The organism is Bradyrhizobium cosmicum (genome assembly GCF_032290525.1).
Classification (GTDB): Bacteria; Pseudomonadota; Alphaproteobacteria; order Rhizobiales; family Xanthobacteraceae; genus Bradyrhizobium; species Bradyrhizobium cosmicum_A.
Window position 1 is genome coordinate 1 of record NZ_JASXTA010000283.1, and the last position, 265, is coordinate 265.

General features: G+C 52.8%; 1 protein-coding gene. It reads left to right on the forward strand.

Annotated elements, in window-relative coordinates:
• Window positions 1-16: 16 nt before the first annotated feature.
• Window positions 17-265 (forward strand): MFS transporter (locus tag QSV46_RS39980; RefSeq protein WP_314964131.1); only part of this gene is annotated, 249 nt, incomplete at its 3' end.

A 265-nucleotide genomic window follows, 5' to 3' on the forward strand; every position in this document is an offset into this window, starting at 1 on the left:
GATTAACGTCTTTAATATTCGCGGCGGTGGGTATATGTACTTCATTACCTACGTCTTACAAGGCAGTACGGGCTACACGTCGCTGTTCTTCACCATGGTCACCTTCGCCTCCATTATCGGCTCGGTGATTGTCAGCCCGTTAACGCGGCGTTTCGATACCGTCAAAATTTATTACTACACCAACCTGCTCCTCGCTGCACTGGCGGTGTTGATGTGGTTCCTGCCCTCCGGCCCGGCTTATCAAACGCTGTGGCTGGCGGTGATC